Here is a 22,941-nt window from a genome sequence, read left to right as displayed (position 1 = left end):
ACCGTGGAAAATCTCATTGCGCTGCTCGTCGGGGCGCCCCTGCTCGGGGCGGCGGTCCTGCTCTGCGGCGGCCGCCGGCTCGACAGGACCGGGCACTGGCTCGGCACGCTGCTCGCGGCCGTCTCCTTCCTCATCGGCCTGGCGCTCTTCGTCGACATGCTCGGCAGGAGCGCCGAGGACCGGGCCATGCACCAGCGGCTCTACACCTGGATCCCCGTCGAGAACTTCCAGGCCGACGTCGCCTTCCAGCTCGACCAGCTGTCGATGACGTTCGTCCTGCTGATCACCGGGGTGGGCACGCTCATCCACGTGTACTCCATCGGGTACATGGAGCACGACGAGCGCCGCCGCCGGTTCTTCGGCTACCTCAACCTGTTCGTCGCGGCGATGCTGCTGCTCGTCCTCGCCGACAACTACCTGCTCCTGTACTTCGGCTGGGAGGGCGTCGGCCTCGCCTCGTACCTCCTGATCGGCTTCTGGCAGCACAAGCCCAGCGCGGCGACCGCCGCGAAGAAGGCCTTCCTGGTCAACCGGGTCGGCGACATCGGGCTCTCGGTCGCCATCATGATCATGTTCACCACCTTCGGCACCTTCGCCTTCGCGCCGGTGTTCGCGGAGACGGACAAGGCCGGCCAGGGCACGCTGACCGCGATCGGCCTGATGCTGCTCCTCGCGGCCTGCGGCAAGTCGGCCCAGGTGCCGCTGCAGTCCTGGCTCGGGGACGCGATGGAGGGCCCGACCCCGGTCTCGGCCCTCATCCACGCCGCCACCATGGTCACCGCCGGCGTCTACCTGATCGTCCGGTCCGCCGACATCTTCAACGCCGCCCCGGACGCCCAGCTGGTCGTCACCGTGGTCGGCGCGGTCACGCTCCTCTTCGGTGCGATCGTCGGTTGCGCCAAGGACGACATCAAGAAGGCGCTCGCCGGTTCGACGATGTCGCAGATCGGCTACATGATCCTGGCGGCCGGCCTCGGCCCCATCGGCTACGCCTTCGCGATCATGCACCTGGTGACCCACGGCTTCTTCAAGGCTGGTCTCTTCCTCGGCGCCGGTTCGGTCATGCACGGCATGAACGACGAGGTCGACATGCGGAAGTACGGCGGCCTGCGGAGGTACATGCCGGTCACCTTCGCCACCTTCGGCCTCGGCTACCTGGCGATCATCGGCTTCCCCGGTCTGTCCGGCTTCTTCTCCAAGGACAAGATCATCGAGGCGGCCTTCGCCAAGGGCGGCACCGAGGGCTGGATCCTCGGCTCGGTCACCCTGCTCGGCGCGGCCATCACCGCGTACTACATGACCCGCGTGATGCTGATGACCTTCTTCGGCGAGAAGCGCTGGCAGCCCGACGCGGAGGGCCACGCGCCCCACCCGCACGAGTCGCCGAAGTCGATGACGATCCCGATGGTCGTGCTGGCCTTCGGCTCGGTCTTCGCGGGCGCCTTCTTCGGGATCGGCGACCGGTTCGTCGCCTGGCTGGAGCCGGTGACCAGCTTCGAGCACGGTCACCCGCCGATCGGCGCCGCGGCGATCACCACCGCCACCGTCGCCGTCATGGTGGTCGGCGTCGGCATCGCGTACCTCCAGTACGGACGCCGGCCCGTGCCGGTGGTCGCCCCGCGCGGCTCGCTCCTCACCCGGGCGGCCCGCCGCGACCTCCTCCAGGACGACTTCAACCACGCCGTGTTCGTCACGGGCGGCACGCACCTCACCCGCTCGCTCGTGTACGTCGACCACAGCCTGGTCGACGGTGTCGTCAACGGCACCGCGGCCTCCGTCGGCGGACTCTCCGGCCGGCTGCGCAAGCTCCAGAACGGCTACGCCCGCACCTACGCGGTGTCCATGTTCGGAGGTACTGCGGTGCTGATCGCCGCGACCCTGCTGATGAGGGCGGTGTAACGCTCATGTCCTTCCCGCTCCTCACGGCGACGGCCGCGGTGCCGGCGGTCGGTGCGATCCTCACCGCCGCCGTCCCCGCCGCCCGCCGCACCGCCGCCAAGTGGCTGGCGCTGCTGGTCTCGCTCGCCACGCTGGTCCTCGCCGGCGTCGTCTTCGGGCGCTTCGAGCCCGGCGGCGAGCGGTACCAGATGACCGAATCCCACTCCTGGATCAAGGACTTCGGAGTCCGGTACGAACTCGGGGTGGACGGCATCGGGGTGGCGCTCATCGCGCTGACCGCCCTGCTGATCCCCTTCGTGATCCTGGCCGGCTGGCACGACGCCGACCCGCTGGAGACCTCCTCGAAGCGGTGGCGGCCCACCCAGGGCTTCTTCGCGCTGATCCTCATGGTCGAGGCGATGGTGATCCTCTCCTTCGAGGCCACCGACGTCTTCCTCTTCTACATCCTCTTCGAAGCCATGCTCATCCCGATGTACTTCCTCATCGGCGGCTTCGGCGACCGCGCGCACAGCGGCTCCGACGAGAACGCGGCGGCCCAGCGCTCCTACGCGGCGGTCAAGTTCCTGCTCTACAACCTGGTCGGCGGCCTGATCATGCTGGCCGCCGTCATCGGGCTCTACGTGGTCGCGGGGAACTTCTCGCTCACCGAGATCGCCGAGGCCCGGGCCAACGGCTCGCTGGAGATGGCGACCAGCACCGAGCGGTGGCTGTTCCTCGGCTTCTTCTTCGCCTTCGCGGTGAAGGCGCCGCTGTGGCCGCTGCACACCTGGCTGCCGAACGCGATGGGGGAGGCGACCGCCCCGGTCGCCGTCCTCATCACCGCCGTCGTCGACAAGGTCGGCACCTTCGCGATGCTCCGCTTCTGCCTCGGGCTCTTCCCCGAGGCCTCGAAGTGGGCCACCCCCGCGATCATCGTCCTCGCCCTGATCAGCATCGTCTACGGGGCGCTGGTCGCCGTCGGCCAGCGGGACATCAAGCGCCTGGTCGCCTACGCGTCGATCTCGCACTTCGGCTTCATCATCCTGGGCATCTTCGCGATGACCACGCAGGGCCAGTCGGGCGCCACGCTCTACATGGTCAACCACGGCATCTCGACGGCCGCCCTGATGCTCGTCGCCGGCTTCCTGATCTCCCGGCGCGGCTCGCGGCTCATCGCCGACTACGGCGGTGTGCAGAAGGTCGCCCCGGTGCTCGCCGGCACCTTCCTGATCGGCGGCCTCGCGACCCTGTCGCTGCCCGGACTCGCCCCGTTCGTCAGCGAGTTCCTGGTCCTGGTCGGGACGTACGTCCGCTACCCGGTGGCCGGTGTCATCGCCACCACCGGCATCGTCCTCGCCGCGCTCTACACCCTCGTCCTGTACCAGCGGACGATGACCGGGCCGGTGAAGGAGGAGGTCCGGACACTGCCGGACCTGCGGCCGCGCGAACTGGCGGTGGTCGTCCCGCTGATCGCCCTGCTGATCTTCCTCGGGGTCTTCCCGAAGCCGCTGACGGATGTCGTCAACCCGGCGGTGCAGCACACCATGTCCGACGTCCAGCAGAAGGACCCCCAGCCCGAAGTGGAGGCCGCCAAGTGAGTTCCATGGCTGTCCACAGCTTGTGGACGACAGCGGCCGATCCGCTGAACAAGATCCCGGCCCCCCACATCGAGTACACGCAGCTCTCGCCCGTGCTCATCGTGGTCGGCGCCGCGATCGTCAGCGTCCTCGTCGAGGCCTTCGTGCCCCGCAAGGGCCGCTACCTCGGCCAGGTCTTCCTGTCCGTCCTCGCCCTCGCCGCCGCCTTCGCCGCCGTCGTCGGCCTCGCGGCCGGCGGCTACGGCTCCACCAAGGCCCGCATCGCGGCCATGGGCGCCATCGCCGTCGACGGCCCCGCCCTCTTCCTGCAGGGCACCATCCTCCTCGCCTCGATCGTCGCGGTCTTCACCTTCGCCGAGCGCAGGCTCGACCCCGCCGACCACGGCCACAAGGTCGACTCCTTCGCCGCCGAGGCCGCCGCCGTCCCCGGCAGCGAGCAGGAGAAGGCGGCCGTGAAGGCCGGGTTCACCACCACGGAGGTGTTCCCGCTCGCGCTGTTCGCGATCGCCGGCATGCTGGTCTTCCCGGCGGCCAACGACCTCCTGACGCTCTTCGTCGCCCTGGAGGTCTTCTCCCTCCCGCTGTACCTGCTCTGCGCCGTCGCCCGCCGCAAGCGGCTGATGTCGCAGGAGGCGGCCGTCAAGTACTTCCTCCTCGGCGCCTTCTCCTCGGCCTTCCTGCTCTTCGGGATCGCCCTGCTCTACGGCTACGCGGGCTCCGTCTCGTACGCCACCATCGCCGACGTCGTCGACGGCACGATCGCCTCCGTCGACCCGGCGCTCGCCGACACCATGGGCAACGACGCGCTGCTCCTCATCGGCTTCGCCCTGGTCCTGACGGGACTCCTCTTCAAGGTCGGCGCCGTGCCGTTCCACATGTGGACCCCGGACGTCTACCAGGGCGCCCCGACCCCCGTCACCGGCTTCATGGCCGCCGCGACGAAGGTCGCCGCGTTCGGTGCGCTGCTCCGCCTGCTGTACGTGGTGCTGCCGGGCCTCACCTGGGACTGGCGGCCGGTCATGTGGGGCGTCGCGATCGTCACCATGCTGGGCGGTGCGATCGTCGCCATCACCCAGACCGACATCAAGCGGCTCCTGGCGTACTCGTCGATCGCGCACGCGGGCTTCCTGCTCGCCGGCGTCATCGCGGCCACGCCCAGCGGGGTCTCGTCCGTCCTCTTCTACCTGGGGGCGTACTCCTTCGTGACGATCGGCGCGTTCGCCGTCGTCACCCTGGTCAGGGACGCGGGCGGCGAGGCCACCCACCTCTCCAAGTGGGCCGGTCTCGGCCGCCGTTCGCCGCTCGTCGCGGCGGTCTTCGCGGTCTTCCTGCTCGCCTTCGCCGGCATTCCGCTGACCTCAGGCTTCTCCGGCAAGTTCGCGGTCTTCAAGGCGGCGGCGGAGGGCGGCGCGGGCGCGCTCGTCGTGGTCGGCGTGATCTCGTCGGCGATCGCGGCGTTCTTCTACATCCGGGTGATCGTGCTCATGTTCTTCAGCGAACCGAAGGCGGACGGCCCCACGGTCGCCGTGCCGTCGGCGCTGACGTCGCTCACCATCGCGGTGGGCGTGGCGGTCACGCTGGTGCTCGGCCTCGCGCCGCAGTACTTCCTGGACCTGGCGAACCAGGCGAGCGTCTTCGTCCGGTAGCGGCGGCCGTACGCGTGAGGGGCCCGGCTCGCTGAGAGCCGGGCCCCTCCGTCGTGTTCGGGGCCCTTCGTCGTGTGTTCGGGCGGGGCGGGTGGCGTTCAGGCCGTGGCGGGGCGAGGAGACCGTCGGGGGGTGACCCGCGGGAGGTGCCCGTGCCATCGTGGGAGCCGCCCCGAATGGTCTGTACCAGTCGTCGAGAGGGAAGCGGCACGATGCGTACCACCACCTCCTTACCCGGCACCCCCTGCGCCGCCGAGAGAGCCGGCGAGCCGCCCATGCACCGCCTGGAACTGCGCCTGCCCGACGACGTGCCCTTCGCCGCCGGGAGCTTCGACGCCGTCGGCCCGCTGTCCCGGGCGGCCTTCCCGCACCGGCACACCTTCCACGAGATCGTCCACGTCACCTCCGGCACCGGCACCCACGTCGTCGACCTGGCCCGCTGGCCGCTCCGCCCGCCCCACCTGGGCGTGATCCTGCCCGGACAGGTGCACCGCTGGGAGGACGCGCACGGCCTCGACGGCACCGTCGTCCTCTTCACCGAGGACTTCCTCCTCGACCACCCCGGCGACCGGGACCTCCTGCGCCGCCTCGGGGAGCACCCCTGGCACACCCTCGACGGGCCCACGCACGCGCGTACCACCCGGCTGATGGCCGAACTCGTCGAGGAGTACCGGCACGGTGCCGACGGCTTCGCGACCGTGCTCCGCTCCCTGCTGCACGTCCTCCTGGTCCGCACGACACGGCTGCCGGGCCCCGCCGGGCAGGCCGGAGCCCCGCCGGCCGGCCCCCCGCCGGGCAGGCCCGGAGCCGTCGCCGAGGAGTTCGCCCGGCTGACCGCCCGTACCGGCGCGGAGGGCAGGACCGTACGGGAGTGCGCCGAGCTGATCGGGGTGACCCCGGGCTACCTCACCGAGGCCGTCCGGGCCGCCACCGGCCGCACCCCCGGCGACCTCCTGCGCGCGGCCCGCACCCGGGAGGCCCAACGGCTCCTGATCGGCACCCGCTTGTCGATCCGCCAGGTGGCGTCCAGGGTCGGCTTCGACGACCCCGCGTACTTCTGCCGCTTCTTCCGCCGCGAGACCGGACGGAGCCCGGGGGACTTCCGAAAACACCACGACCGCCGTGCTCCGTCCCTCGAAGGCGACGGCCCCCGCGCCTAGGTTCGTGCCGATCGCGCAGCCCCCCACATCCGAGGAGCAGGCATGGACAACGAGACCAGCACCGGGCACGTCAGCCGCAAGGCGGTGCTGCGCGCCGCGCTCGCGGCCGGCATCGCGGCGCCCACGGTCCTCATGGGCGTCCCCGCGCTCGCCCGCACCCTGAAACCGACCGACGCGCCGCCCGCGCTCACCCCGGCGTGCGACGACGGCGACGACCCCACCCCGCCGCAGACCGAGGGCCCGTACTTCAAGCCCAACTCGCCCCTGCGGGCCGGCCTGGTCGACGCCGGCACCGCCGGTGTGCGGCTCACCGTCAGCGGCTACGTCTTCGGGCTGGCCTGCAAGCCGATCCCCGGCGTCCTGCTGGACTTCTGGCAGGCCGACACCAACGGCGCCTACGACAACTCCGGATTCCGCTTCCGCGGCCACCAGTTCACCGACGCGAGCGGCGCGTTCAAGCTCACCACGATCGTGCCCGGCCTCTACCCGGGCCGCACCCGGCACATCCACGTCAAACTGCAGGCCCCCGGCCGGCCGGTGCTGACCACCCAGCTGTACTTCCCGAACGAGCCCCGCAACAACACGGACACCATCTTCGACCCGCGGCTCCTGATGACCGTCCGGGACGCGGGCGGCAGCCGGGAGGCCGCCTTCGACTTCGTCCTGAACGTGCCGCAGACCCCGGGGACGCCGACGCCGACCCCGACGTCCACGGGCGTCCCCGGCGGCACCTGGGCCGCCGGGACCGCCTACCGGGCGGGCGACACCGTCACCTACGGCGGCCCGGGCTACGTGTGCCTCCAGGCACACACGGCCCAGGCCGGCTGGGAGCCGCCGAACGTCCCCGCCCTGTGGCGGGTCCGCTAGTCAGGAAGACGGAACGATCCGGCCCCGGACCTCGCCCAGCGCCACGCGGGTGCCGTCCGGGCCGGGCGCCCAGGCGGTGAGGACGACCTCGTCGCCGTCCTCGAGGAACGTCCGCTTGCCGCCCGCCAGTTCGATCGCGTCCCGACCGTTCCAGGTGAGCTCCAGGAGCGAGCCGCGCTGGTGCGTCTCGGGCCCGGAGACCGTGCCGGAGCCGTACAGGTCGCCGGTGCGCAGCGAGGCGCCGTTCACCGTCATGTGGGCGAGCTGCTGGGCCGCCGTCCAGTACATGGAGGAGAACGGCGGCTCGGCGACGACCTCGCCGTTGATCTCCACGGTGATGTGCAGGTCGAAGCCGCCCTGCTCCTCCGCGTCCGCGTCGTCCAGGTAGGGGAGCAGCGGGAAGTCCCGCGCGGGCGGCGCGGTCCGGGCGGCGTCCAGCGCCTCCAGGGGCGTCACCCAGGCCGAGACCGAGGTCTGGAACGACTTGCCGAGGAACGGGCCGAGGGGCACGTACTCCCAGGCCTGCACGTCCCGGGCCGACCAGTCGTTGAGCAGCGTCAGGCCGAAGACGTGCTCCCGGAAGTCGCCGAGCGGCACGGGCCGGCCGAGCTCCGACGGGGTGCCGACGAGGAAGCCGACCTCCGCCTCGATGTCCAGCTTGATCGACGGGCCGAAGACCGGGGCCGGGTCCGAAGGCGCCTTGCGCTGGCCCGAGGGGCGCACGACGTCGGTGCCGGAGACCACGACCGTGCCCGCGCGGCCGTGGTAACCGATCGGCAGGTGCTTCCAGTTGGGGGTGAGCGCGTCGCCGTCCGGGCGGAAGATCCGGCCCACGTTCGTCGCGTGGTGCTCGCTCGCGTAGAAGTCGACGTAGTCCGCGACCTCGTACGGCAGGTGCAGCGTCACCGCGTCCAGCGGGTGCAGCAGCGGCTCGACGTCGGCGCGGTGCGCGGGCACGGTCACCCACGCGGTGAGGGCCCGGCGCACGTCGCGCCAGGCGGTCCGCCCGGCCGCGAGCAGCGGGTTCAGGGAGGGCTGGTCGAGCAGGCTCGCGTACGGGGAGCCGAGGGCGTGGGCGGCGGCGCCCGCGTCCAGCACGTACCCGCCGATCCGGACGCCGAGTCGGCGCCGGCCGGGCTCGTCCGCGGTGGAGAAGACGCCGTACGGGAGGTTGTGCGGGCCGAAGGGATCGCCCTCGGCCAGGTCGAGCGGGCTGTGCTCGGACATCGGTACGTGCCTCGCTTTCCAGGTGTGTGGGGGACACGTTACGGGCCGGGCCGCCGGGCGCGGATGACATGGATCACACAGAAACCGCGGCCTCCGTGGGCAACTGTCCGGCTTCGCGCGCTTTGTGTTCCCGGCGGCTCGGGAAACCTCCGCGAGCTGCGGAAACAAGGCTCCCGCCAGGGCCTTTCCGGTCATACGATCATGCCGGTGTCGCGCCGCGTGAAGTAGCCGCAGGCGCACGCCCGCCACCACACTTCGCACTCTTTCTCTGACCAGGAAAAGGTCCGCAACGTGAAGATCCGCCGCATTCTCGCGACCGCCGTGGCCGCCGCCGTGACCACCCCGGTGGTGTTCCTCTCGGCCGCCCCCGCGTTCGCCGACACCAAGCCGACCGCCCCGCAGTCGCAGAAGCCGACGTCGCACGAGGACGACATCGACGACGAGATGCCGTCGATCGAGGAGCTCAAGGCCGCCGTCGCCGTGGCGCAGAAGGCGTACGACGAGGCCGTCGCCGACCTCGCCGCGGCCAAGGCCGACCTGAAGGTCCTCGACAAGGCCGACCACCCGCTCCAGGCGAAGATCTCCGACGCCACCAAGGCCGTCGACGCCGCCGCCGCCGCGAAGACCGCCGCCGACGACAAGCTCGCCAAGGCCGTGCAGGCCGAGAAGGACGTCCTGGCGAAGCCCGACGCCACCGAGCAGGAGAAGGCGGACGCCGCCGCCGCCGTCACCACCGCGAAGACGGCTGCGGCCGAGGCCGCCACCCTGAAGAAGACCGCCGACGACGAGGCGGTCAAGGCCTTCAAGGCCCTCTTCGACGCCAAGGAGGCCGCCACCCGCGTGGTCAAGCTCGCCGAGAAGGTCGAGAAGACCACCAAGCGGGAGCTCGCCGACGCCAAGGAGGAGCTGAAGTTCGCCGAGGAGATCGCGGGGGAGTGCAAGGAGGACGACGCCCTCGAGATCGCGCTCAGCGGCCCGAAGACGGTCACCGCCGGCAAGCCCGCCGTCTTCTCGCTGCGCGTCACCAACACCTCCGACCGCACCCTGGACGTGGTCGACGCCTTCGCGAACGCCGTGCGGCTCCCCGCGCCCGACGAGGAGGTCGACGAGGAGACGGTCCTCGCCGGCCGCCTCATCCCGATCGAGTGGTCGTCCCCCGACGTCCTGGAGTGGACGCCGATCACCGACAAGTACGAGTCCATCGAGGTCGGCAAGCTGGCCAAGGGCGCCTCGTACGACGTGAAGCTGCGCATCACCGTCGACGCCAAGGCGCCGGCCGGCCGGGGTGTCGCCTTCGCCTACGCCGAGTACGAGAACAAGGACGGCTCGTGCGGCATCGGCTCGGACTACCCGGACGCCGACTTCGCCATCGTCGCCGCCGACAAGGGTGACAAGCCCACGCCGACCCCGTCGACGTCGACGCCCACCCCGGCGCCGAGCGCCACCGCGGGGAACGGCACCACCTCGCAGCAGGGCGGCTCGTCCCGCACGCCGGTGAACGGCACGCTCGCCGCCACCGGTGCGAACGACACCCTGCCGCTCGGCCTCGCCGCCGCCGGGGCCGTCGCCCTGGGCGCCGGCGCGCTGGTCGTCGCCCGCCGCCGCAAGGCCGGCGCGGACGCGTAAGCCCGCGCGGAACGCACGAGGGCCCGCACCCCGGACACGGGGTGCGGGCCCTTCCGCGTGCTCAGCCCGCCGTGCGGGGGATCCGCTCCTCCCAGGTGCGGTGGAAGACGACCTCGCCGCCCTCCTTGCAGACCAGCTCGTCGAGGGTGAAGAAGGAGTCCGCGTCGCAGGAGATCTCCGAGCGGGTCTCGACCGTGCAGTCCCAGGCGAGCTCCGGCCGGTGGAGCCGGATGGACCACTCGGAGCGGGTACGGGCGGACAGCGGGCCGCTCTCGTCGATCGTGTACGTCTCCACGGCGTCCTCGGTGAACTCCAGGCCGTCGGGGTACACGCGCGTGCCGCCGTACCGGGGGTCGACGTCGAGCCGCCACTCGCCCTTGGCGACGTCCCGGACGACCACCCGCTGGGGGCGCTCCTCCTCCAGGGTGCGGGGGTGGGAGACGCCGAGCGGCTCGGACTGCTCCGGCTCCTCCCACTCGACGGCGTCGTCGGTGTGGGCGCGGACCGGCAGGGTGAGGTTCGAGCCCGCCGGGTCGAGGGTGAAGCCCGCCGCGTCCGGCTGGGGCCAGATCCACGGCCAGTACGTGGAGGAGACCGCGAGGCGGACCCGGTGGCCGGGCGGGAAGGTGTGCCCGATGCCGTTGAGCTCGAAGACGAAGCTCTCCGTCTCGCCGATCTGGGCCTCCACGGCCCGGTCGCGGCCGTAGCGGGCGGAGAAGTTCAGCGCGCCGCGGGTGACGAGGGTGGAGGAGCCGTCGGGGGCGATGTCGCACAGCCGGGCGATCACCTGACCGGTGGGCGCCGCCGTGCGCAGGGCGAGGCTCACGGACGGGCGGCCGAGGATCTCGATCGGGCCGCCGTCCTCGGGCACGGGGAAGTCGAAGCAGGCCGAGTGGGCGTCCTCGTCGCGCTGGTCGGGCGGCAGGTCGGCCTCGTTGCCGAAGGGGAAGAAGCGGCCCGCGTCGAGCCCGGTCTGCTGGGGCGAGTCGACGACCACGGGCGCCCCCTGGAAGGCGTACGTCACGGGGGTGACGTGCGGGGAGGGCCAGGACGGGTCGGCGACCCAGCGGCCCGGCAGCTCCTCGTAGACGGTGGCCGGCCGGTGCGACTCGCTGATCCAGCAGCGCAGCAGCGGCTCGGCCATCACGTCGTTCTCGACGCCCTTGAGGTGGTGGTCCCACCAGCGCAGGGTCTCCTGGAGGAAGCCGATGGCGGGGCCGGGCGGCAGGCCGCGGTCGGGGTACTGGTGGGACCAGGGGCCGATGATGCCGCGCACCCGGTCCTGGGGGAGGTGCCGGGCGAGCCGCAGGACGGTGTCCCGGTAGGGGTCGTGCCAGCCGCCGACGGCGAGGACGGCGGCGCGGACCGCCCCGTAGTCCTCGCGGACGCTGCCGTGCTTCCAGTACGCGTCCCGGGTCTGGTGGGCGAGCCAGGTGTGCACGAGGGGCTCCACGGCCTCCAGGCGCCGCAGCCACATCGCGCGCCACTCCTCGCCGACGTACTGCGGGTCCGGCGGGCGGGCGACGAAGGCGAGCATGGTGGCCGCCCAGGCGTGCATGTCGACGCCGAGGACCGAGCCGCCCATGTAGTGCACGTCGTTGTCGTAGCGGTCGTCGGTGGAGCAGACGGTGACGATCGCCTTGAGGGGCTCGGGGGCGAGCGCGGCGACCTGGAGCGCGTTGCAGCCGCCCCAGGAGATGCCGAACATGCCGACCTTGCCGGTGCACCACTCCTGCTCGGCGAGCCAGTTCACCACCGCCACGCCGTCGGCCAGCTCGACCGCGTCGTACTCGTCGCCGGGCAGGCCCTCGCTGTTGCCGTGGCCGCGCACGTCGACGCGTACGGACGCGTAGCCGTGTCCCGCGTACCAGGGGTGGCGCTGCCAGTCGCGGGGCGCGGTCCAGTCGGTGAGGCGGTACGGCAGGTACTCCAGGAGCGCCGGTACGGGGTCGTCGGTGACCGGGCGCCACACGCGCGCGTACAGCCGGGTGCCGTCCGGGAGGGGGATGCGGACGTCCTCGTGGCGGGTCTCGTACGGGAAGTCGGTACGGATCTTCATCACGGCTCCCTGGTGGACGGCGTGCGTGGGGCGGTGTCGATCACTGTTCGGGACAAAACACCCACTCCTGGTCGTATCAGCTGATCACGAACATACCGGGGGTGACGGGAAGGCGCCCACGGTGATCGAAAGGTGACCGGATACGCTGGCCGGAGTGCATCCGGCGACACATCGACAATCCATGTGATCGTCAGCAGGCGTCAGCAGACAGGAGACCCCCTCGTGACCGTCGTCGGGCCGTTCGGTCTTAGCGTGCGGGACCAGGCTCTTGAGGCCGATGTCCAGACCGGTTTGGCGGCTGTGGAGGCGGGCCTCCTGGACGCCACCAAGAGCGATGTCCCCTTCATCACGGAGGCCGCGCAGCACCTCGTGCTCGCCGGCGGCAAGCGGTTCCGCCCCCTGCTCGTGATGCTCGCCGCCCAGTTCGGAGACCCCCACGCGCCGGGCGTCGTGCCCTCCGCCGTGGTCGTCGAACTCACCCACCTGGCCACGCTCTACCACGACGACGTCATGGACGAGGCCGACGTCCGGCGCGGCGTCGACAGCGCCAACACCCGCTGGGGCAACTCGATCGCGGTCCTCACGGGTGACTTCCTCTTCGCCCGCGCCTCGCACACGCTCGCAGACCTCGGCCCCGAGGCCGTACGCATCCAGTCCGAGGCGTTCGAACGCCTGGTGACCGGCCAGATCCTGGAGACCGCGGGCCCGACCGACGGCCGCGACCCCGTCGACCACTACCTCGACGTCCTCGGCGGCAAGACCGGCTCCCTCGTCGCCGTCTCCTGCCGCTTCGGCGCCATGATGTCCGGCGCCGACGAGTCCGTCGTCGACATCCTCACCCAGTACGGCGAGCGGCTCGGCGTCGCCTTCCAGCTCGCCGACGACGTCCTCGACATCGCCTCCGACTCCCACGAGTCCGGCAAGACCCCCGGCACCGACCTCCGCGAGGGCATCCCCACCCTGCCCGTCCTGCGCCTGCGGGCCGCGGCCGCCGCCCACGGCCGCCCCGAGGACGTCGAGCTCGTCGCGCTCGTCGACGCCGACCTCACCGACGACGCCCGGCATGCCGAGGTCCTGCGCCGGCTGCGCGCCCACCCCGCCCTGGAGCAGGCCCGCCGGGACACCGTGCGGTACGCGGAGGAGGCGCGCGCCATGCTGGAGCCGCTGCCCGACTGCTACGCCAAGGCGGCCCTCGCGGAGATGTGCGACGCGGTGGTCCACCGCGCGGGCTAGCCCTTCTCAGGGTCGGGTCATCCCGAAGCAGTACGCCAGGTTGATCCCGGGGTCTGACGATTCCGCGTCCCCGGTTTGGTCAGATGGACACATCGACCACACCAGGGCGCACGGAGGTAGCGGAGACCATGGCAGCGAACGAAGTTCGTAGCGAGACCCGTCGCAAGGCGAGCCGGTACGTCGTCCCGGTCGCGGTGGCCGGAGTGGCCGCGGCGACCATCGGCCTCGTCCCGGCCCTCGCGGCGTCCGGCGACCCGGACCTGCCGGAGATCACGGCACAGCAGCTCATCGAGAAGATCGCCGCCTCGGACACCCAGACCCTGTCCGGCACGTTCCGCGTCTCCACCGACCTGGGCCTGCCGTCCCTCGGCGGCCTGGCCGGCATCGGCGGCGGCGCCGGCTCCGGGTCCGCGGACCCCGCCGAGAAGCTCACCGAGCTCGTCTCGGGCACCCACACGCTGCGCGTCGCGGCGGACGGCCCCGAGCGCCAGCGGCTCACCCTGCTCGACGGCTCCGACGAGTACAGCCTGATCCACAACGGCGACGACGTCTGGGGCTACGACAGCAAGTCGAACGAGGTCTTCCACGAGAAGGGCGCGTCCGGCGCCCCCGAGGCGGACAAGCGGCTCCCGGGCACGCCCAAGGAGCTCGCGGACGAGGTCCTGAAGGCCGCCGGCGACACCACGTCGATCACCGTCGGCGGTACGGCGAAGGTGGCCGGCCGGGACGCGTACCAGCTGGTGATCAAGCCGAAGCAGGCCGGTTCGACGGTCGAGTCGGTGAAGATCGCGGTGGACGCGGCGAACGGCACCCCGCTGAAGTTCACCCTCTCCTCGGTCGAGGGCGGCAAGCCGGTCCTCGACGCGGGCTTCACGAAGGTCGACTTCGCCAAGCCGGCCGCGTCGGAGTTCACCTTCGAGGCGCCCGAGGGCGCGAAGGTGACGGAGGGCGCGGCGGAGAAGGGCGCGGACGCCGCCGGCTCCGGCCACGAGCTCCCCGAGGGCCTCGAAGGCCTCACGGGCGGCTTCCCGGGCCTCGGGAAGGGCGACGGCGACCTGAACGTCATCGGCGAGGGCTGGACCACGATCGCGAAGCTCGACACCGGCGCCCCGGCGCCCAAGACCGACGAAGCGCCGAAGGAGGTCCAGGGCTTCCTGGACTCCCTCGGCGACAAGGTCACCGGAAAGTTCGGCTCCGGCACCGTCTTCAAGACGAAGCTGGTGAACGCGCTCCTCACCGACGACGGCCGGGTCTACGTCGGCGCGGTGACCGAGGACGCGCTGGTGGACGCCGCCAACTCCAGCAAGTAGCAAACCGGTTGGGACCCCGGGCGGGTCGGGGGCGATGGTCACCGACCCACCCGGGAGTGTGCGCTTCCGGCTGATGCTTCCCGGGGTTACGGGAAGGTCAGCTTGAAGTTGTTGATGTAGCCCGTGTCGACCGAGGCCTTGTCCTGGACGCGGAGCTTCCAGGCGCCGTTGGCGACCTCGGTGGAGGCGTTCACGGTGAACGTCTGCTGGATGTTGTCGGCGCTGCCGCCGGCCCGGTTGGACAGGCTGTAGACCGAGCCGTCGGGGGCGATGAGGTCGACGACGAGGTCACCGCGGTAGGTGTGGACGATGTCCACGCCGACGGCGAGGTTGCTCGGGGCGTTGCCCGTGATGCCCGTGACGTTGACCGTCGAGGTCACCGCGACGCCGTTGTCCGGGACGGAGACGTCGGCCGAGTTCTCGAAGACCGTGCCGGTGGGCGGGTTGGTCGTGGTGCCCGACAGCTTCCAGACCGCGTACGCGGCCGCGTCGCTGTTGCGGTCGAGAGCGGTGTCGCTGATGTTGGACGTCGTGTCGCACGAGGAGTGGTAGCAGCGGTCGAAGGCCGTGGCCGTACCGCCCCACTTCGACACCTGGGCACTGGACTTGATCCGGCTCGCACCCGTGAAGAGACCGCCGACGGGTATGCCGACGTTCTTGAACGAGGCGTGGTCCGAGCGGCCGTCGCCCTCCGTCTCGATCTCGGTCGGGACGCCGAGACCCGCGAAGTACTCCTTGAAGGTCGCCTCGATGGTCGGGTCGTCGTCGTAGACGAAGTAGCCCGGGTTCGGCGAGCCGATCATGTCGAAGTTCAGGTAGCCGGAGACCTTGGCGCGTTCGGCCGTGGGCAGCTGGCTGACGTAGTACTTCGAGCCGACGAGACCGAGCTCCTCCGCGCCCCACCAGCCGAAGCGCAGGTGCTTGGAGGGCTGGTAGCCGGAGCGGGCGACCGCGAGGGCCGTCTCCAGGACGGCGGCGGAGCCGGAGCCGTTGTCGTTGATGCCGGCGCCGGAGCTGACCGAGTCGAGGTGTGCACCGGCCATCAGGACCTGGTTCGGGTCACCGCCCGGCCAGTCGGCTATCAGGTTGTAGCCGGTCGCTCCGCTGGAGGTGAAGGTCTGCAGGGTCGTCGTGTATCCGGCCGCGTCCAGCTTGGCCTTCACGAAGTCGATCGACGCCTTGTAGCCGGTGCGCCCGTGGGCGCGGTTGCCGCCGTTGGCGGTGGCTATCGACTGGAGGTCCGTCAAGTGCTGCTTGACGTTGGCCAGCGGGATGTCGGGTGCGGCCGCGGCCGCCCGGGCATCGGCGCCGGCGGTACCGGTGAGACCGCCGAGCGCGAGCGCCGCGAGGGCGGCGACCGCGGTGACGCGTCTGGGCACGGAGATGTTCATCTGTGGGGGCTCCGGATTCCGAACGGGGATGGGACGGAACGTGCGAGACGCCTCGGGCTTGGGTGCCACGAGGCGCTGGAGCTGAGCGAGTGCATGTGCGGTGTTCAGTTGTTCTGCTGTGCGTGCTGAATGTTCAGCGAGAATTTGACTCCACGTCAAGAGCGGAAACCGGTCAGGTGCGTTCGCTCAGCGGACAGGACGTGAACATGACCTACGCTGCTGCCCGTGGACGGAATAGACCTCGGTAACGGAATCGTCGGCGCTGTTCTCGGTGTCGTCTTCGCGACCCTCTTCCAGCAGTGGACGCAGGACCTGTGGTTCAAGGTCCGCCGCCGCTCCGCCGGCGTCGTCCGCAGCCTCACCTACCGCCAGGAACAGGGCCGCGCCTGGGCCACGTTCTCCCTCGGGCCGCTGCACACCCCCGCCCTCATCGTCGAGGGCGACGGCGACCGCGCCATCGCCGCCGCATCCGTCCACGTCCAAGTGCTCGACGGCGAGGTCGAGTTGCCGGAGGAGATGGAGGGCTGGCGGGCCGAGATCGAGGCCGAGGAGAACCGCGCCGCCGAAGCCGGCGAGCGCAGGCCCGTCTGGAACGGGCCCCGGTACGCCGTCGAGTCCGTCGAGGTCACCCGCACCGCCCTCGACGAGCAGTCGGAGGTCCACCTGCGGCTGCGGCCCACCGACTACTACACCTTCCTCGCCGCCCAGCAGCTCGACCGCCGCCTCCCGGACGGCACCACCCCGCGCGGCCGCTACCTCGACCCGGACGCGCCGCTCGCCGCCCCCGCGTTCCTCCAGTGCAGCTTCGCCGCCAACGTCGCCGTCGTCACCGCCGACCACCTCCTGGTCGTGAGCCGCCGCAGCGAGCGCGTCCGGATGGCGCCGGGACTCTGGAACTCCTCCGTCAACGAGGGCCTCTCGCGCCACATCGACTCCGCCGGACGCAACGCCCCCGACCTGCACGCCGTCGCCCGCCGCGGCATGCGCGAGGAGCTGTCGATCGAGCCGCACGAGTACACGCTCACGCTGCTCGCCTTCGTCCTCGACGTCGGCAAGCGCCACTGGAGCGCCCACTTCTACGCGCGCCTGAACGACCTGACGGGCGACCAGCTCCAGGCGCGCATGAGCAGGGGCGTCGCGGACCGGTGGGAGCACGAGACCATCGAGTACGTCCCCTTCCGCACCGCCGACGTCACGCGCTACCTCCTGTCCCCGGAACGCCGCCACCGCTGGGCTCCGCTGGCCCCGGCCCTCTTCCACCTGGCCCTGGTCCACGCGCACGGCCGGGCGTCCGTGGAGCGTGCGGAGGCGCAGGCGGTGCGGCGGGCGTAAGGGAGGGGCGCCGAGCGCCGTGTCCGAATTGCGCCAGCGGTGCGGGGCGCCGGGCGCGACGCTGGACGCATGAGCATCGACACCGAGATCGACACCGAAACCCAGGTCCGCACCGGCATCGACGCCGGGACCGCGTACGCGGCGCGACCCGTCCCGACTGCGGTCCTCGCCGAGTTGCGGGCCTCCGACGATGCCGGGAGGGTGCCCGTGCCGTACGTGGACGCGGAGGGCGGGGCTCCGTTGCGCTGCTGTCTGCGGGCGTCCGTGCCGGGTGAGCGGATCGCGCTGGTCTCGTACGCGCCGCTGCGGCGGTGGGCGGCGGAGACGGGGGCCGAGCCGGGGGCGTACGACGAGCAGGGGCCGGTGTTCGTGCACGCCGAGGAGTGCGGGGGCCCGGCCCCCTCGGGGACGTATCCCTTCGAGCGGGTCGGGGCGCTCCGTGCCGTCCGCCGGTACGACGAGGGCGGGCGGATCGTCGGCGGACGGCTGCTGGAGCTCCCGGAGGTGCCGCGCGAGGGGTTCGACCGGGCGTTCGCGGAGGCGTTCGCGGATCCGGCGGTGGCCCTGGTGCACGTCCGGGCCGTGGAGTACGGGTGCTTCCACTTCGAGGTGCGGCGGCCCTGACGGGGTCAGTGGACGCAGAACTCGTTGCCCTCGGGGTCGGTCATGACGACCCAGGAGCCGGAGGGCTCGTCGACGCGGTGGAGGACGGCGGCGCCGAGGGCTTCGAGCCGCTCGACCTCGTCGTCGCGGGTGCCGGGGGCCGGGTGGAGGTCCAGGTGGAGGCGGTTCTTGGTGGTCTTGGGCTCGGGGACGCGCTGGATGAGGAGGCGGCGCCCCTTGCCGCCGCCCGTCACCGGGTCGTGCGGGTCGTCGGGGTGGCGGACGGCGGCGAGGTCGCGCCAGCCGAGGCGGGCGCGGTCGGTGCCCTCGTGGAGGGTGACGGTCGCCTCGGCGGGGGCGGCCCCGAGGTCGAGGAGGCCCCGGATGTGGGCGTCGTGGTCCTCCTCCAGGTAGCCGAGGGCGGCCGCCCAGAAGGCGGCCTGGGCGTGCGGGTCGGCGGCGTCGAGGACGAGCTTCCAATGCATCGCGGTCATGTAACCAGTTATAGTGGTTACATGACCGAGGCCGCCACGGGAAACGCCGGATCCGCCGGAATGACCCTGCTCCACCGCGACGGGCGGCACTTCCGCTTCGACGCCGGATCCCTCTGCCTGGAGCTCCTCCTCACCGGCGGCCCCGGCCCCGCCGCCGCGCGGTACGAGGTCCTCGACCGCGTCGAGGGCCTGCTCGACTGGGTCGTGGAGTGCCGGCTCGCCCCCGGACTCGACCTGGCCGTCACCGACGCGGAGCTCGCGACCGTACGGAGGACCAGGGACGCACTCTGGGGGCTCGCCCTCGCCCGGGCCGAGGGCGCCCCGCCCGCGCCCGGGGAGCTGGCCGCCGTCAACGCCGCCGCGGCCGAGGCGCCCCTCGTCGCCGCCGTCACCGCCGACGGCACGCGCGCATGGGCGCCGGGGGCCACCGGGACCGGGCTCCTGGCGACCGTCGCCCGGGACGCGGTCGAGCTGTTCACCGGGCCCCACGCCGACCGGATCCGGGTCTGCGGCGCCGACGACTGCTTTCTGGTCTTCGCCGACACCTCCCGCCCCGGGCGCCGCCGTTGGTGCTCGATGGACCGGTGCGGCAACCGGCACAAGGTGCGCGCGCACCGGTCCCGTACGGGGGAGGGCTGACGCTTCGGCAGGCCGGTGGGCGGCCGGTCCGTGTCCCGGGACGGAAGGGGACGGCGTCCGCGACCGTCAGGACGTAGGGTCGGGCTCCCGGAACCGCCGGTGCACCCGCCCCGAAGGAGCGCACGTCCATGCAGATCGCCGTACTGGGAACGGGCGAGGTCGGTCGTCGCCTCGCCACCAAGCTGGTCTCGCTCGGCCACGAGGTCACGATGGGCTCCCGCACCGCGGACAACGCCGAGGCCGTGAAGTGGGCGGAGGAACACGGAGGCGGGCACGGCACGTTCGCCGACGCCGCCGCCCCCGCCGAGCTGGTGGTGAACGCGACCGGCGGCCTCGTCTCGCTCGCCGTCCTGCAGGCCGCGGGCGCCGACAACCTGCGGGGCAAGGTCCTCGTCGACGTGTCCAACGCCCTCGACTTCTCCGAGGGCTTCCCGCCCAAGGTCGTCACCCCCGACGGCGGCAGCCTCGCCGAGCAGCTCCAGAAGGCGTTCCCGGAGGCGCGCGTCGTCAAGACGCTCAACACCATGACCAACACGGTCATGGTCGAGCCCGACCGGGTCCCCGGCGCCCACAACGTCTTCGTCAGCGGCGACGACGCGGCCGCGAAGGCCGTCGTCGCCGACCTGCTCGGCTCCTTCGGCTGGCCGGCCGAGCGGATCGTCGACCTCGGCGACCTGTCGAGCGCCCGCGCCACCGAGCAGCTCATGCAGCTCTGGCTGCGGCTCTACGGCGTGCTCGGCACCGGAGACTTCAACTTCTCGGTCTCCGTCGCCGGTTCCTGAACGAGCAGGTGGCCGAGGAGGCCGTCGGGCACCGGATACGGCTCCTCCCGGGGCAGCAGCCGGGCCGCGGCCTCCGGGTCGCCGGCCCGGACCAGGCCGTGGACCTCGTGGGCGAGCGCGGTCACGTCGGTGATCGCGACCGTCCACTCGTCCGCGTACGCGCGGGAGGCCTCGCCCGAGAGTCCGAGCTGGAGCGACCGGTGCGGCAGCGGCCGCAGCCACAGGTCGCGCTCCGGGTCCCACTGGACGCGCGCCGGCGCCTCCCGCAACCGCCGCTGCCAGGTGGCCCGGTCGGGGTGGAAGCCGCGGGCGTAGTGCGACAGGCAGGCGTTCCGCAGGGCCCACTCGAAGCCCTCGCGGGCGATCTCCACGGCGAGGACCGTCTCCTGGCCCTCCTTCCCGCCCCAGCCGGAGCGGTACATCATCCACAGGAACGACGGCTTGATCCACGTCATCCGGTCCCGCTTCCACGCGGCCGGAAAGCGACCGTCCCGGGCCGCCGGCAGCCCGATCCCGGGGCGGTAGGCCTGGTAGACGGTCACGGTGTCCGGGCTGTGGAGCGCCCGGATCCGGTACTTCGGTTCTTCCATGGGCCCCAGGGTGCGGTGCGGCCGGCGGACGGGGCCACCGGATTTCCGGGCCCCGGGGGTGCGCCCTGAGACCGACGTCACGGCCGGAACATCCCCCTACGCCCCTAATCTGGGGGGATGAACGGATCGCCCGGCTGCCCGCTGATCGACGTCGCCGCCGCGTACCTGCCCCGGCTCGCGGAGGCCGCCTCCGACCCGTGGCTCGCGGCCGCCGTCGACCAGCACGCGGCGGCCGTGCGCGACGCCCTGGTCCCGGCCCAGCGGGGTCCCGGGAGCCGCCGGGCCGTACGGCGCGAGGAGCTCGGCGACTACGTCCTCGGGTTCACCGACGGGCTCTCCGAGGCGGAGTGGACCGAGCCCGCCGGCCACGACTTCGCGACCCTGCGGCTGACCGCCGTCTGCTGGCTCATCCGGGAGCACGACCTCCTGGCCGCCTGAGCGGAGAGCCGGCCGGCCGGGGTCAGCCGCCCGTCCGCGCGGAGGGAGCCGGAGCCGGGTCCTGGGTCGCACCGGGGCTCGGGGTCGGACCGGCGCTCGGCGCCGGGTCCGGGTCCGGGGTCGGCGCCGAGCGCGGACCCCGGTGCGCGTCCTGGGCGTCGGCCGCGACCGTCTCGGCCGCCGCCGTGGCCTTCGCCGCCTCCACCTCGGCCCTGCTCCGGCGGCCCGTGCGCAGCGCGTCCCAGGTGAGGATCGTCAGGGCCAGCCAGACGAGCGAGAAGCCCGCCCAGCGCTCCGCCGGCATCGCCTCGTGGAAGTAGGCGACGCCGAGCAGGAACTGGAAGGTCGGCGCCAGGTACTGGAGCAGGCCCAGCGTCGACAGCGGTACGCGGATGGCCGCCGCCCCGAAGCAGACCAGCGGCACCGCCGTGACGATGCCGGTGGCGGCGAGCAGCGCCGTGTGGCCCGCGCCGTGGGAGCCGAAGGCCAGGTCGCCCTGCGTCCCGAGCCACACCAGGTAGCCGAGGGCGGGCAGGAACTGGACGGCGGTCTCGGCGGCGAGCGACTCCAGGCCGCCGATGTTGACCTTCTTCTTCACCAGGCCGTAGACGGCGAAGGAGAAGGCGAGGGTGAGCGAGATCCACGGCGGCCGGCCGTACCCGACCGCGAGGACGAGGACGGCGGTGAGGCCGACGCCGACCGCCGCCCACTGCGCCGGGCGCAGCCGCTCCTTCAGGACGAGGACGCCGAGGGCGATGGTGACGAGCGGGTTGATGAAGTAGCCGAGGGAGGCCTCGACGACGTGGCCCGTGTTGACGGACCAGATGTAGAGGCCCCAGTTCACCGTGATGACGGCGGCGGCCACGGTGATCATGCCGAGCTTGCGCGGGCTGCCCAGGAGCTCCCTGATCCAGCCCCAGCGGCGGAGCGCGAGCATCGCGAGGCCGACGAAGACCAGCGACCACACCATCCGGTGGGCGAGGATCTCGACCGCCCCGGCGGGCTTCAGGAGCGGCCAGAAGAGCGGGACCAGACCCCACATGGCGTAGGCGCCGATCCCGTAGAGCAATCCTGCTCGTCCTTCGTCATCCGTCTTCACCGGACCTCCTGCCCTGCCCCGCGCCGCGCTGTCCCGTCGAAGGTAGCGCCGCGCGGGGCCGCTTGTCATGCCCGTACCGCGATACGGTCATGACCACCTCACGCGGAGGCCAGGGCCTCCTTGATCGTCACGGCGATCGGGGTGGTCGGCCGGCCGATCAGGCGGGCCAGGTCGCCGGTCCGCACGGCGAGCGCGCCGTGCTCGACGGCCCGGTCGACGTCGACCAGGATCTCGGCGAAGGCCTGCGGGACGCCGGCGCCGGTGAGGATCGCGAGGTGCGCCTCGGCGGGGACGTTGCTGTACGCGATCTCCCGGCCGGACCGGGCGGCGACCTCGGCCGCGTACTCGGCCAGCGACCAGGCGGTGTCGCCGCTCAGCTCGTACGCCCGGCCCAGGTGCTCCTCGGTCGGGCCGGTCAGCACGGCGGCCGCGGCGGCCGCGTAGTCGGCACGGGCGGCGGAGGCGATCCGGCCCTCGCCGGCGTTGGCGACGACGGCGCCGTGGGCCAGCACCGGGGCGAGGTTCGCCGTGTAGTTCTCCGTGTACCAGCCGTTGCGGAGGAAGGTGTACGGCAGGCCGGAGGCGAGGATCAGCCGCTCGGTCTCCTTGTGCTCGGCCGCCAGGTCGAAGTCGGCGTCGTCCCCGCCGAGGACGCCGGTGTACGCGAGCTGGGCCACCCCCGCCGCCTTGGCCGCGTCGATCACGGCGGCGTGCTGCGGCACCCGCCGCCCGACCTCGCTGCCCGAGATCAGCAGCACCCGGTCGCCGGCCCCGAAGGCCCCGGCCAGCGTCTCCGGCCGGCTGTAGTCGGCGATCCGCAGCTCGACGCCCCGGTCCGCGAGGTCGGCCGCCTTCTCCTTGTTCCGCACGACGGCGGCGACGGACTCGGCGGGGACGGTGGCGAGGAGGGCGTCGATGACGAGACGGCCGAGCCGGCCGGTGGCTCCGGTGACGACGATGCTCATGGCG

Annotated in this window: 20 protein-coding genes; 13 read left to right on the top strand and 7 right to left on the bottom strand. The window is 72.3% G+C overall.

Annotated features, from left to right (window positions below):
- The first annotated feature begins 3 nt into the window (after positions 1-3).
- The 5 genes from nuoL (at position 4) to ACIQFX_RS06215 (ending at position 7,149) form a co-directional block, all read left to right on the top strand.
- A complete protein-coding gene (gene nuoL / locus ACIQFX_RS06235; protein ID WP_402459327.1) occupies positions 4-1,899 on the top strand; it encodes an NADH-quinone oxidoreductase subunit L in 1,896 nt (631 codons plus the stop codon).
- Positions 1,900-1,904: 5 nt separating this feature from the next.
- Complete coding sequence (locus ACIQFX_RS06230; protein ID WP_402459325.1) at positions 1,905-3,476, top strand: NADH-quinone oxidoreductase subunit M; 1,572 nt, start codon at positions 1,905-1,907, stop codon at positions 3,474-3,476.
- Entirely contained in the window at positions 3,473-5,122 is a 1,650-nt protein-coding gene (gene nuoN / locus ACIQFX_RS06225; protein WP_402459323.1) for an NADH-quinone oxidoreductase subunit NuoN, read from the top strand. The genes ACIQFX_RS06230 and nuoN overlap by 4 nt, the downstream gene beginning before the upstream one ends.
- Before the next feature lie 212 nt (positions 5,123-5,334).
- Positions 5,335-6,282, top strand: a complete 948-nt coding sequence (locus ACIQFX_RS06220) for a helix-turn-helix domain-containing protein (RefSeq protein WP_402459322.1) — start codon at positions 5,335-5,337, stop codon at positions 6,280-6,282.
- Between the two features lie 42 nt (positions 6,283-6,324).
- A complete protein-coding gene (locus ACIQFX_RS06215) occupies positions 6,325-7,149 on the top strand; it encodes a carbohydrate-binding protein (RefSeq protein WP_402459320.1) in 825 nt (274 codons plus the stop codon).
- Here the strand turns inward: ACIQFX_RS06215 and fahA are convergent, their stop codons facing one another.
- A complete protein-coding gene (fahA, locus tag ACIQFX_RS06210) occupies positions 7,150-8,376 on the bottom strand; it encodes a fumarylacetoacetase (protein ID WP_402459318.1) in 1,227 nt (408 codons plus the stop codon).
- Positions 8,377-8,667: 291 nt separating this feature from the next.
- Here fahA and ACIQFX_RS06205 point away from each other — a divergent pair, with 291 nt between their 5' ends.
- Positions 8,668-10,002 carry an LPXTG cell wall anchor domain-containing protein gene (locus ACIQFX_RS06205; protein WP_402459316.1) on the top strand — a complete coding sequence of 445 codons (1,335 nt, stop codon included), beginning with the start codon at positions 8,668-8,670 and terminating at the stop codon, positions 10,000-10,002.
- 61 nt (positions 10,003-10,063) lie between these two features.
- Here the strand turns inward: ACIQFX_RS06205 and ACIQFX_RS06200 are convergent, their stop codons facing one another.
- Entirely contained in the window at positions 10,064-12,061 is a 1,998-nt protein-coding gene (locus ACIQFX_RS06200; protein ID WP_402459315.1) for a CocE/NonD family hydrolase, read from the bottom strand.
- A gap of 222 nt (positions 12,062-12,283) precedes the next feature.
- Here ACIQFX_RS06200 and ACIQFX_RS06195 point away from each other — a divergent pair, with 222 nt between their 5' ends.
- The gene (locus ACIQFX_RS06195; protein WP_402459313.1) at positions 12,284-13,294 is read left to right on the top strand and encodes a polyprenyl synthetase family protein; all 1,011 of its coding nucleotides are present in this window, start codon (positions 12,284-12,286) and stop codon (positions 13,292-13,294) included.
- Positions 13,295-13,422: 128 nt separating this feature from the next.
- The gene (locus ACIQFX_RS06190) at positions 13,423-14,604 is read left to right on the top strand and encodes an outer membrane lipoprotein carrier protein LolA (RefSeq protein ID WP_402459311.1); all 1,182 of its coding nucleotides are present in this window, start codon (positions 13,423-13,425) and stop codon (positions 14,602-14,604) included.
- Positions 14,605-14,690: 86 nt separating this feature from the next.
- On the opposite strand, the gene ACIQFX_RS06185 is transcribed toward ACIQFX_RS06190, so the two are convergent.
- Positions 14,691-15,995, bottom strand: coding sequence for a M28 family metallopeptidase (locus ACIQFX_RS06185; RefSeq protein WP_402459309.1), 1,305 nt, complete (start codon positions 15,993-15,995; stop codon positions 14,691-14,693).
- A 225-nt stretch (positions 15,996-16,220) separates the two neighbouring features.
- Here ACIQFX_RS06185 and ACIQFX_RS06180 point away from each other — a divergent pair, with 225 nt between their 5' ends.
- Together ACIQFX_RS06180 and ACIQFX_RS06175 are read left to right on the top strand one after the other, a co-directional pair.
- On the top strand, positions 16,221-17,327 hold the full coding sequence (locus tag ACIQFX_RS06180; protein ID WP_402459307.1) for a hypothetical protein: 1,107 nt from the start codon (positions 16,221-16,223) through the stop codon (positions 17,325-17,327).
- A gap of 69 nt (positions 17,328-17,396) precedes the next feature.
- Complete coding sequence (locus tag ACIQFX_RS06175) at positions 17,397-17,951, top strand: DUF1203 domain-containing protein (RefSeq protein ID WP_402459305.1); 555 nt, start codon at positions 17,397-17,399, stop codon at positions 17,949-17,951.
- A 5-nt stretch (positions 17,952-17,956) separates the two neighbouring features.
- Here the strand turns inward: ACIQFX_RS06175 and ACIQFX_RS06170 are convergent, their stop codons facing one another.
- The gene (locus tag ACIQFX_RS06170) at positions 17,957-18,415 is read right to left on the bottom strand and encodes a VOC family protein (RefSeq protein ID WP_402459592.1); all 459 of its coding nucleotides are present in this window, start codon (positions 18,413-18,415) and stop codon (positions 17,957-17,959) included.
- Positions 18,416-18,445: 30 nt separating this feature from the next.
- Here ACIQFX_RS06170 and ACIQFX_RS06165 point away from each other — a divergent pair, with 30 nt between their 5' ends.
- Together ACIQFX_RS06165 and ACIQFX_RS06160 are read left to right on the top strand one after the other, a co-directional pair.
- The gene (locus ACIQFX_RS06165; RefSeq protein WP_402459303.1) at positions 18,446-19,063 is read left to right on the top strand and encodes a CGNR zinc finger domain-containing protein; all 618 of its coding nucleotides are present in this window, start codon (positions 18,446-18,448) and stop codon (positions 19,061-19,063) included.
- 128 nt (positions 19,064-19,191) lie between these two features.
- Positions 19,192-19,845, top strand: coding sequence for an NADPH-dependent F420 reductase (locus ACIQFX_RS06160; protein ID WP_402459301.1), 654 nt, complete (start codon positions 19,192-19,194; stop codon positions 19,843-19,845).
- Here ACIQFX_RS06160 and ACIQFX_RS06155 read toward each other — a convergent pair.
- The gene (locus ACIQFX_RS06155) at positions 19,788-20,435 is read right to left on the bottom strand and encodes a DUF4291 domain-containing protein (RefSeq protein WP_402459299.1); all 648 of its coding nucleotides are present in this window, start codon (positions 20,433-20,435) and stop codon (positions 19,788-19,790) included. The genes ACIQFX_RS06160 and ACIQFX_RS06155 overlap by 58 nt on opposite strands.
- 117 nt (positions 20,436-20,552) lie before the next feature.
- On the opposite strand from ACIQFX_RS06155, the gene ACIQFX_RS06150 reads away from it, so the two are divergent.
- Positions 20,553-20,873, top strand: coding sequence for a DUF6401 family natural product biosynthesis protein (locus ACIQFX_RS06150; protein WP_402459298.1), 321 nt, complete (start codon positions 20,553-20,555; stop codon positions 20,871-20,873).
- A 22-nt stretch (positions 20,874-20,895) separates the two neighbouring features.
- Here the strand turns inward: ACIQFX_RS06150 and rarD are convergent, their stop codons facing one another.
- The gene (gene rarD, locus ACIQFX_RS06145) at positions 20,896-21,972 is read right to left on the bottom strand and encodes an EamA family transporter RarD (RefSeq protein WP_402459296.1); all 1,077 of its coding nucleotides are present in this window, start codon (positions 21,970-21,972) and stop codon (positions 20,896-20,898) included.
- 98 nt (positions 21,973-22,070) lie between these two features.
- Positions 22,071-22,937 carry an NAD(P)H-binding protein gene (locus ACIQFX_RS06140; protein ID WP_402459295.1) on the bottom strand — a complete coding sequence of 289 codons (867 nt, stop codon included), beginning with the start codon at positions 22,935-22,937 and terminating at the stop codon, positions 22,071-22,073.
- Positions 22,938-22,941 lie beyond the last annotated feature (4 nt).

The sequence above is a fragment of the Streptomyces sp. NPDC093089 genome (assembly GCF_044754405.1).
Classification (GTDB): domain Bacteria; phylum Actinomycetota; class Actinomycetes; order Streptomycetales; family Streptomycetaceae; genus Streptomyces.
The sequence above is the reverse complement of the archived record's forward strand: the minus strand, read 5'-3'. Positions and strand labels throughout refer to the sequence as shown.

Excerpts from the sequence above, each read along its gene's own strand:
- ACIQFX_RS06220 (WP_402459322.1), top strand. The coding sequence starts at position 5,335 with ATGCGTACCACCACCTCCTTACCCGGCACCCCCTGCGCCGCCGAGAGA.
- ACIQFX_RS06140 (WP_402459295.1), bottom strand. The coding sequence starts at position 22,937 with ATGAGCATCGTCGTCACCGGAGCCACCGGCCGGCTCGGCCGTCTCGTC.
- ACIQFX_RS06215 (WP_402459320.1), top strand. The coding sequence starts at position 6,325 with ATGGACAACGAGACCAGCACCGGGCACGTCAGCCGCAAGGCGGTGCTG.
- ACIQFX_RS06150 (WP_402459298.1), top strand. The coding sequence starts at position 20,553 with ATGAACGGATCGCCCGGCTGCCCGCTGATCGACGTCGCCGCCGCGTAC.
- ACIQFX_RS06165 (WP_402459303.1), top strand. The coding sequence starts at position 18,446 with ATGACCGAGGCCGCCACGGGAAACGCCGGATCCGCCGGAATGACCCTG.
- fahA (WP_402459318.1), bottom strand. The coding sequence starts at position 8,376 with ATGTCCGAGCACAGCCCGCTCGACCTGGCCGAGGGCGATCCCTTCGGC.
- ACIQFX_RS06200 (WP_402459315.1), bottom strand. The coding sequence starts at position 12,061 with ATGAAGATCCGTACCGACTTCCCGTACGAGACCCGCCACGAGGACGTC.
- ACIQFX_RS06190 (WP_402459311.1), top strand. The coding sequence starts at position 13,423 with ATGGCAGCGAACGAAGTTCGTAGCGAGACCCGTCGCAAGGCGAGCCGG.
- ACIQFX_RS06230 (WP_402459325.1), top strand. The coding sequence starts at position 1,905 with ATGTCCTTCCCGCTCCTCACGGCGACGGCCGCGGTGCCGGCGGTCGGT.
- ACIQFX_RS06160 (WP_402459301.1), top strand. The coding sequence starts at position 19,192 with ATGCAGATCGCCGTACTGGGAACGGGCGAGGTCGGTCGTCGCCTCGCC.
- ACIQFX_RS06175 (WP_402459305.1), top strand. The coding sequence starts at position 17,397 with ATGAGCATCGACACCGAGATCGACACCGAAACCCAGGTCCGCACCGGC.
- ACIQFX_RS06170 (WP_402459592.1), bottom strand. The coding sequence starts at position 18,415 with ATGCATTGGAAGCTCGTCCTCGACGCCGCCGACCCGCACGCCCAGGCC.
- ACIQFX_RS06185 (WP_402459309.1), bottom strand. The coding sequence starts at position 15,995 with ATGAACATCTCCGTGCCCAGACGCGTCACCGCGGTCGCCGCCCTCGCG.
- ACIQFX_RS06155 (WP_402459299.1), bottom strand. The coding sequence starts at position 20,435 with ATGGAAGAACCGAAGTACCGGATCCGGGCGCTCCACAGCCCGGACACC.